This window comes from Streptomyces botrytidirepellens (assembly GCF_003721215.1).
Taxonomy (GTDB): domain Bacteria; phylum Actinomycetota; class Actinomycetes; order Streptomycetales; family Streptomycetaceae; genus Streptomyces; species Streptomyces himastatinicus.
This window is the reverse complement of record NZ_RIBZ01000259.1, coordinates 1-8,151: the sequence shown is the minus strand read 5'-3', so window position 1 is coordinate 8,151 and position 8,151 is coordinate 1. Positions and strand designations below refer to the sequence as shown.

The window sequence follows — 8,151 nt, the reverse complement described above, 5'->3', positions numbered from 1 at the left end:
CCCGGGGTGATCCCCCGGGGGCACGCCCGCCGACCCGGCGGTGCGGTCCCGGCGCTGCGCGGCGGTTACTTCTTGAGGTTCTGCTGGACGAGCGGGGTGAACTGGTCCGGCGTCATGGGCGGATTCTTCTGGGGGGTCTCCAGCACCTTGCCGTTGAGCTTGAAGGCCGGGGTGCCGGTGACGCCCTTGGCCTTGTTGAAGGACGCCGACATGGCCAGCGCCCACCGGTCGTACGTGCCCTTCTTCACGGCCTTCTCGAAGGCCGCGTTGTTCTTGAGCTCCTTGACCTGCTGGGCGACGTCGAGCAGCTTCTGGTCGTCGGCGAAGGCGTCGTCGGTCTCCTCGGGGTGGTTCTTCGGGGAGTACAGCGCCGTCTTGTAGTCCAGGAAGGCCTGCGGGCTCACGTTGAGCGCCGCGCCGAGCGCGCTCAGGGCGTTCTTCGAGCCGGCGCCGGGCATCTGCTTGTTGTCGTCGAGGAAGGTGCCCATCGTGAACTGCGCCTTGTAGGTGCCGTCCTTGATGTCCTTGAGCACGGTCGGCCCGGTGAACTTCTCGAACTGGGCGCAGACCGGGCAGCGCATGTCCTCGTAGACGTGGAGGGTGTTCTTGGCCTTCTTGTCGCCGATGACGACCGTGGTGCCCTGGGCGCCGCTGGTGTTGGCGGGCTTCGCCATCGTCTTCTTCTCGGCCGCCGTCCGCCACTTCTGGTTGACGTCGTCGGTGTTCATGTTGGTGACGGCGTAGCCGATGCCGCCCGCTATCGCGAGGACCGCGAGGACCGCGCCGCCCACGAACAGCTGGCGGCGCACCCGCTCCTTCTTGGCCTGACGCTCGCGCTCGGCGCGCAGCCGCTCGCGCGCGGCCTGCTTGTTCTGGTGGCTATTGCGGTTGCTCATGATTGATCGATCTCCGTCGTTCTACGTCGGTCTGTAGTGCGTACGTGGAAGGGAAACGCTGTGCTCAGGCAGCGACTGAGCAGGGCGGTCCACGTCGTACGACGGAGTGCACCAGAAGGGGGAGCGCGGGGGCCGGACGCGCCGGGCGTATCGGCAGCACGGCCGGGGTCCGCGGCCGCAGGGCCGCGGTGACCACGGCGACGGCCAGCAGCAGCGGCCGGAAGGCGAAGCCGGCGAGGGCGCCCAGCAGCCGCGCGACGGCGGCCTCACCGCGGCGCAGCCAGGCCGAGGCGATCAGTCCGATGGCCACGTGGGCGGCGAGCAGCAGCCAGGGCGTGGCGGAGCTGACGGCGGCGGACAGGGGAGTGCCGCCCCCCGGATGGGTGATCCCGGCCAGCGGGGTGCCCACGTCTCCGCTGCGGCAGAGCAGGTCGACGCCCATGGAGCGCAGGGGCCCGGCCACCGGGCCGCCGGACTGGCCGTAACAGGCGTCCTGGCCCGTGGTGAAGATCGTGTCGGCGGCCAGCTCCAGCGGGACCAGCAGGGCGGCGATGCCCCAGAAGCTCCGCTCCCGGCCCGCGAGGGCGTAGGCGAGGGCGAAGACGACCACCGAGAGCACCGCGACCGTGGACAGCGGCAGCGGGACGCGGGAGAGCAGCACATGGGACGCCGAGGACAGGGTGACGCACAGCGCCGTGAAGAGCGCTGCGCGCAGGGCCCTCAGCTGGGGCCCGGTGCCGCCCGTTCCGGCGGTGCCGCCCATGCCGTCCATAAGGTCGGATTGTGCCACGTTCGCCTGTAGGAGTGACATCAAGAGGGACCATCGAGGACCGCGGGGTGCCCCGAGGGGGTGCCTTGCCGATCATGCCGGGCTGATCGACGACACACCCCTCGCCGGGCACCCCGCGGAGGGCTCACAGCCCCGGGATGCGGCCGTTGCGGAAGAGGTCCACGAAGATCTGGTGGTCGGTGCGCGCCCGGGCGCCGTAGGAGTGGGCGAAGTCCACCAGCAGCTCCGCGAAGCCGTCCTCGTCGGCGGCGATCACCGCGTCGATGGCGCGCTCGGTGGAGAACGGCACCAGCGAGTGGCCGCTCTGGTCGTCGGCGGCGGCGTGCATGGTGGCCGTGGCCCGCCCGAGGTCGGCGACGACGGCCGCGATCTCGGCCGGGTCGTCGATGTCGGACCAGTCCAGGTCCACCGCGTACGGCGAGATCTCGGCGACCAGCTGCCCGGCCCCGTCCAGCTCGGTCCAGCCCAGCCACGGGTCGGCGTGTGCCTGGAGGGCGCGCTGCGAGATCACCGTGCGGTGGCCCTCGTGGTGGAAGTACGCGCGCACCTGCTCGTCGGTGATGTGCCGGGAGACCGCCGGGGTCTGCGCCTGCTTCATGTAGATCACCACGTCGTTCTCCAGGGCGTCGCTGTTGCCCTCCAGGAGGATGTTGTACGAGGGCAGCCCGGCGCTGCCGATGCCGATGCCCCGGCGGCCCACGACGTCCTTGACGCGGTAGGAGTCCGGACGCGCGAGACTGGACTCGGGAAGCGTTTCCAGATAGCCGTCGAAGGCGGCCAGCACCTTGTAGCGGGTCGCGGCGTCCAGCTCGATGGAGCCGCCGCCCGCCGAGAAGCGGCGCTCGAAGTCGCGGATCTCGGTCATCGAGTCGAGCAGCCCGAAGCGGGTCAGCGAGCGGGCGACGCGCAGCGCGTCCAGCAGCGGGCCCTCGGCGGTCTCCAGCGTGAAGGGCGGCACCTCGTCGTTCTTGGCGCCGGTGGCCAGGGCGTGGATCCGCTCGCGGTAGGCGGCGGCGTAGATGCGCACCAGCTCGGTGATCTTCTCGTCGCTGAGCGCCTTGGTGTAGCCGATGAGCGCGACGGAGGCGGCGAAGCGCTTGAGGTCCCAGGTGAAGGGGCCGACGTAGGCCTCGTCGAAGTCGTTCACATTGAAGACCAGGCGCCCGTTGGCGTCCATGTAGCTGCCGAAGTTCTCGGCGTGGAGGTCACCGTGGATCCACACCCGGCTGGTGCGGTCGTCCAGGTACGGCCCGCCGGCCCGCTCGCGCTCCACGTCGGAGTAGAACAGGCAGGCCGTGCCGCGGTAGAAGGCGAACGCCGAGGCGGCCATCTTCCGGAATTTCACCCGGAAGGCGGCGGGGTCGGCGGCGAGCAGCTCGCCGAAGGCGGTGTCGAAGACGGCGAGGATGTGCTCGCCGCGCTGTTCCGCCTGGGTCTGCTGGGTCGACATCGCGGAGCGCCTCCTGGGGCATGGGGATTACGGCGTGGTGACTCATACGACAGGGTGTTTTTCGTCCCGTGTGACATACGTTCCGACGTATGCGACGGGACGGAGGATCCCGAGAGGATCAACGCCTGAGGCTACTCGCCCGTGCCCGTCCGCTGTCAGTCCGGAGGGGTAACCTTCGGTCCTGTCCCACCCAGCTGTCATCGACCGTTCGCCGGAGGTCTGCCACCGTGACCAAGCCGCCCTTCACGCACCTGCATGTCCACACCCAGTACTCGCTGCTGGACGGTGCGGCGCGGCTCAAGGACATGTTCAACGCCTGCAACGAGATGGGCATGACGCACATCGCCATGACCGACCATGGCAACCTGCACGGTGCGTATGACTTCTACCAGCAGGCGACGGCCGCCGGGGTCACCCCGATCATCGGCATCGAGGCGTATGTCGCGCCGGAGTCGCGGCGCTACAAGCGACGGGTCCAGTGGGGCCAGCCGCACCAGAAGCGCGATGACGTCTCCGGTTCCGGTGGTTACACCCACAAGACCATCTGGGCGACGAACAAGACCGGTCTGCACAACCTGTTCCGGCTCTCCTCCGACGCCTATATGGAGGGCTACTTCGTCAAGTGGCCCCGGATGGACAAGGAGACCATCGCCCAGTGGTCCGAAGGGCTGATCGCCTCCACCGGCTGCCCGTCCGGTGAGCTCCAGACCCGGTTGCGGCTCGGCCAGTTCGACGAGGCCCTGAAGGCGGCCTCCGAGTACCAGGACATCTTCGGCAAGGACCGTTATTTCCTGGAGCTGATGGACCACGGCATCGAGATCGAGCGCCGGGTCCGGGACGGGCTGCTGGAGATCGGCAAGAAGCTGGGCATCCCGCCGCTGGTCACCAACGACTCGCACTACACCTACTCCCGCGAGTCCGTGGCGCACGACGCGCTGCTGTGCGTCCAGACCGGCAAGAACCTCTCCGACCCGGACCGCTTCCGCTTCGACGGCACCGGCTACTACCTGAAGTCCACCGAGGAGATGTACGCCATCGACTCCTCGGACGCCTGGCAGGAGGGCTGCCGCAACACCCTCCTGGTCGCCGAGCAGATCGACAACACCGGCTGGTTCGAGAAGCGCGACCTGATGCCGCGCTTCGACGTGCCCGAGGGGTACACCGAGGTCACCTGGTTCCAGGAGGAGGTCCGCAAGGGGATGGCCCAGCGCTTCCCCGGCGGCGTGCCCGAGGACCGGCAGAAGCTCGCCGANATGGCCCAGCGCTTCCCCGGCGGCGTGCCCGAGGACCGGCAGAAGCTCGCCGAGTACGAGATGGACGTCATCATCCAGATGGGGTTCCCGGGCTACTTCCTCGTGGTCGCCGACTTCATCATGTGGGCCAAGAACAACGGCATCGCGGTGGGCCCGGGCCGAGGCTCGGCGGCCGGTTCGATCGTCTCGTACGCCCTGGGTATCACCGACCTCGACCCGGTCGAGCACGGGCTGATCTTCGAGCGGTTCCTCAACCCCGAGCGTGTGTCCATGCCCGATGTCGACATCGACTTCGACGAGCGTCGGCGCGGTGAGGTCATCCGGTACGTCACCGAGAAGTACGGCGCCGACAAGGTCGCCCAGATCGGTACGTACGGCACGATTAAGGCCAAGAACGCCATCAAGGACTCGGCCCGCGTGCTCGGCTACCCGTACGCGATGGGCGACCGCATCACCAAGGCCATGCCCGCCGACGTCCTCGGCAAGGGCATCCCGCTGTCCGGCATCACCGACGAGAAGCACCCCCGCTACAGCGAGGCGGGCGAGGTGCGCGGGATGTACGAGAACGAGCCGGACGTGAAGAAGGTCATCGACACCGCACGCGGTATCGAGGGCCTGGTCCGGCAGATGGGCGTGCACGCCGCGGGCGTGATCATGTCCAGCGAGACGGTGACCGACCACGTCCCGGTGTTCTCGCCGAAGAACGACGGCCAGGTCGTGACCCAGTGGGACTACCCGACCTGTGAGTCGCTGGGCCTGCTGAAGATGGACTTCCTCGGCCTGCGCAACCTCACCATCATGGACGACGCGGTCAAGATGGTGCGCGCCAACAAGGGCGTCGACCTCAAGATGCTCGACCTGTCGCTGGACGACCCCAAGACCTTCGAACTGCTCTGCCGCGGCGACACCCTCGGCGTCTTCCAGTTCGACGGCGGCCCCATGCGCTCCCTGCTGCGCATGATGAAGCCCGACCACTTCGAGGACATTTCCGCCGTCTCGGCCCTCTACCGGCCGGGCCCGATGGGCATGAACTCGCACATCAACTACGCCCTGCGGAAGAACGGCCAGCAGGAGATCACCCCGATCCACCCCGAGCTGGAGGAGCCGCTCAAGGAGGTCCTGGGCATCACCTACGGCCTCATCGTGTACCAGGAGCAGGTGCAGAAGGCCGCCCAGGTGCTCGCTGGGTACTCGCTCGGACAGGCCGACCTGCTGCGCCGTGCGATGGGCAAGAAGAAGCAGGAGGTCCTGGACAAGGAGTTCGTGCCCTTCCAGAAGGGCTGCCGGGAGCGCGGCTACTCCGACGAGGCCATCCAGGCGGTGTGGGACGTGCTGGTCCCGTTCGCCGGATACGCGTTCAACAAGGCGCACTCCTCCGCGTACGGCCTGGTCACCTACTGGACCGCGTACCTCAAGGCCAACTACCCGGCCGAGTACATGGCGGCGCTGCTGACCTCGGTACGTGACGACAAGGACAAGTCGGCGGTCTACCTCAATGAGTGCCGCCGCATGGGCATCAAGGTGCTCACGCCGAACGTCAACGAGTCCGAGGCGAACTTCACCGCCCAGGGTGACGACGTGATCCTCTTCGGCCTGACGGCGGTCCGCAACGTCGGTCAGAACGTGGTGGACGCGATCATCCGCGGCCGCAAGTCCAAGGGGAAGTACAGCTCGTTCCCCGACTACCTGGACAAGGTCGAGGCGGTCGTCTGCAACAAGCGCACCACGGAATCGCTCATCAAGGCGGGCGCCTTCGACGAGATGGGCCACACCCGCAAGGGCCTCACCGCGCACTACGAAACGATGATCGACAACGTGGTGGCGGTGAAGCGCAAGGAGGCCGAGGGGCAGTTCGACCTCTTCGGCGGCATGGGCGGCGAGAGCGGTGGCGGGGAGGCGCCGGGCTTCGGGCTCGACATCGAGTTCTCCGACGTCGAGTGGGACAAGACGTATCTGCTCGCCCAGGAGCGCGAGATGCTCGGCCTCTACGTCTCCGACCACCCGCTCTTCGGCATCGAGCACGTCCTCAACGACAAGGCGGACGCCGCCATCTCCCAGCTCACCGGCGGTGAGCACGCGGACGGGGCGATCGTCACCATCGGCGGCATCATCTCCGGCCTCCAGCGCAAGATGACCAAGCAGGGCAACGCCTGGGCCATCGCCACCGTCGAGGACCTGGCCGGGTCCATCGAGTGCATGTTCTTCCCGGCCACGTATCAGCTGGTCTCCACCCAGCTCATCGAGGACGCCGTCGTCTTCGTCAAGGGCCGCCTCGACAAGCGCGAGGACATTCCGCGGCTGGTCGCCATGGAGCTGATGGTCCCCGACCTGTCCGAGGCGGGCGCCAACGCCCCCGTGACGATCACCATTCCGACCGTCAAGGTCACCCCGCCGCTGGTCGAGAAGCTGGGCGAGGTGCTGACCCACCACCGCGGTTCGACCGAGGTGCGGATCAAGCTGCAAGGGGCGCGCAAGACCACCGTGCTGCGGCTCGACAAGCACCGGGTCACCCCCGACCCGGCGCTCTTCGGCGACCTCAAGGTGCTGCTGGGAGCCTCCTGCCTGGCAGGCTGAGCACCCGGCCCATGAACAGTTGAGGGGCGCGCCCGGCAGCCGGGCGCGCCCCTCAACGGGTTCTGGGCGGCGGGTCAGTTGTGGCCGAAACTCTTCTGGCGGCCCTTGCGCGCCGTCGAGGGGGTGCCCTCCGGCGGCATCTGCGGGGACTGCGCCTCCATCGAGGACTGCTGCGACTGGTCGGCCTGACCGCGGTTCTGCTGTTGCTGCTGCTTACGATCGCGGTTCTTGTTCTTACCCATGGTGGTGTGCCTCCAGTTGGGATCAGCCCCCGGGAAGAACAGTGACACGCCTTGGTGACCCGTGCATTTCGGGCAATTACCGTGAGTGAGAAGGGCGGTCTTGCCGAGGAAGCCGTATCCGCCACGCCGGTGATCCAGTTCGGACTGATAACCCCCGTACGGTCGGGCAGACTCGAAGGGAGGACCAAGAGGACCGAGAACAGATCCGGGGCACGGCTGTGTCGGGGGGCGACCGACGACTGGACTTCAGGAAAGAGGGTGGAACGTGGACCGCTGCGTCGTCCTGGTGGACGCCGGCTATCTGCTGGGCGCCGCCGCGAGCCTGCTGGCCGGGGAGCCCGCCCGCTCCCGCATCTCCGTCGACCACGCGACCCTGATCCAGGGCCTGCGGGAGCGCGCCGAGGCCGAGACCGAGCGCCCGCTGCTGCGCATCTACTGGTTCGACGGCGCCCCCGACCGCGTACCCCAGCCCGAGCACCGGCGGCTGCGCGTGATGCCCCGGGTCACCGTCCGGCTCGGCGCGCTCACCCGCAGCGACGGCCGCTGGGCGCAGAAGGGCGTGGACGCCGCCATGCACGCCGAGCTGACCGAGCTGGCCCGCAACCGCGCCTGCTCCGACATCGTGCTCGTCACCGGCGACGGCGATCTCCTGCCCGGGCTGATGTCGGCCAAGGAACACGGCGTCGCCGTCCACCTGTGGGCCGTCCAGGCCGCCGACGGCGACTACAACCAGTCCGAGGACCTGGTCGCCGAGGCCGACGAGCGGCGCGTCCTGGACCGGGCGTGGATCACCGGAGCGGTGCGCGCCAAGGAGCTTCCCGGGCCCTGCGCCCCCACCACCGAGCCGCGCCCCGAGATCGCCGCCATCCTCGCCGCCCCGCTGCCGGAGACCGCCGCCGCGGCCGCCGCGGCGGCGGCAGCCGAATCGCCCGGCACGCGCAACGGG

General features: G+C 68.7%; 6 protein-coding genes. 2 read left to right on the top strand and 4 right to left on the bottom strand.

What is annotated here, in order from left to right; genetic code table 11:
• Positions 1–65 precede the first annotated feature (65 nt).
• From EEJ42_RS20395 to EEJ42_RS20385, 3 genes are all read right to left on the bottom strand, one after another.
• Entirely contained in the window at positions 66–896 is an 831-nt protein-coding gene (locus EEJ42_RS20395; protein ID WP_123101573.1) for a DsbA family protein, read from the bottom strand.
• A 64-nt stretch (positions 897–960) separates the two neighbouring features.
• Positions 961–1,659 carry a hypothetical protein gene (locus EEJ42_RS20390; RefSeq protein ID WP_123101575.1) on the bottom strand — a complete coding sequence of 233 codons (699 nt, stop codon included), beginning with the start codon at positions 1,657–1,659 and terminating at the stop codon, positions 961–963.
• Positions 1,660–1,810: 151 nt separating this feature from the next.
• The gene (locus EEJ42_RS20385) at positions 1,811–3,136 is read right to left on the bottom strand and encodes a DUF2252 domain-containing protein (protein WP_123101571.1); all 1,326 of its coding nucleotides are present in this window, start codon (positions 3,134–3,136) and stop codon (positions 1,811–1,813) included.
• 227 nt (positions 3,137–3,363) lie between these two features.
• On the opposite strand from EEJ42_RS20385, the gene dnaE reads away from it, so the two are divergent.
• A complete protein-coding gene (gene dnaE / locus EEJ42_RS20380) occupies positions 3,364–6,963 on the top strand; it encodes a DNA polymerase III subunit alpha (protein WP_123101569.1) in 3,600 nt (1,199 codons plus the stop codon).
• A gap of 74 nt (positions 6,964–7,037) precedes the next feature.
• Here dnaE and EEJ42_RS51000 read toward each other — a convergent pair whose 3' ends face one another.
• A complete protein-coding gene (locus EEJ42_RS51000) occupies positions 7,038–7,205 on the bottom strand; it encodes a hypothetical protein (protein WP_179933731.1) in 168 nt (55 codons plus the stop codon).
• A 265-nt stretch (positions 7,206–7,470) separates the two neighbouring features.
• Here EEJ42_RS51000 and EEJ42_RS20375 point away from each other — a divergent pair.
• The coding region (locus tag EEJ42_RS20375; RefSeq protein ID WP_148081996.1) for an NYN domain-containing protein at positions 7,471–8,151 on the top strand (681 nt) is incomplete at its 3' end.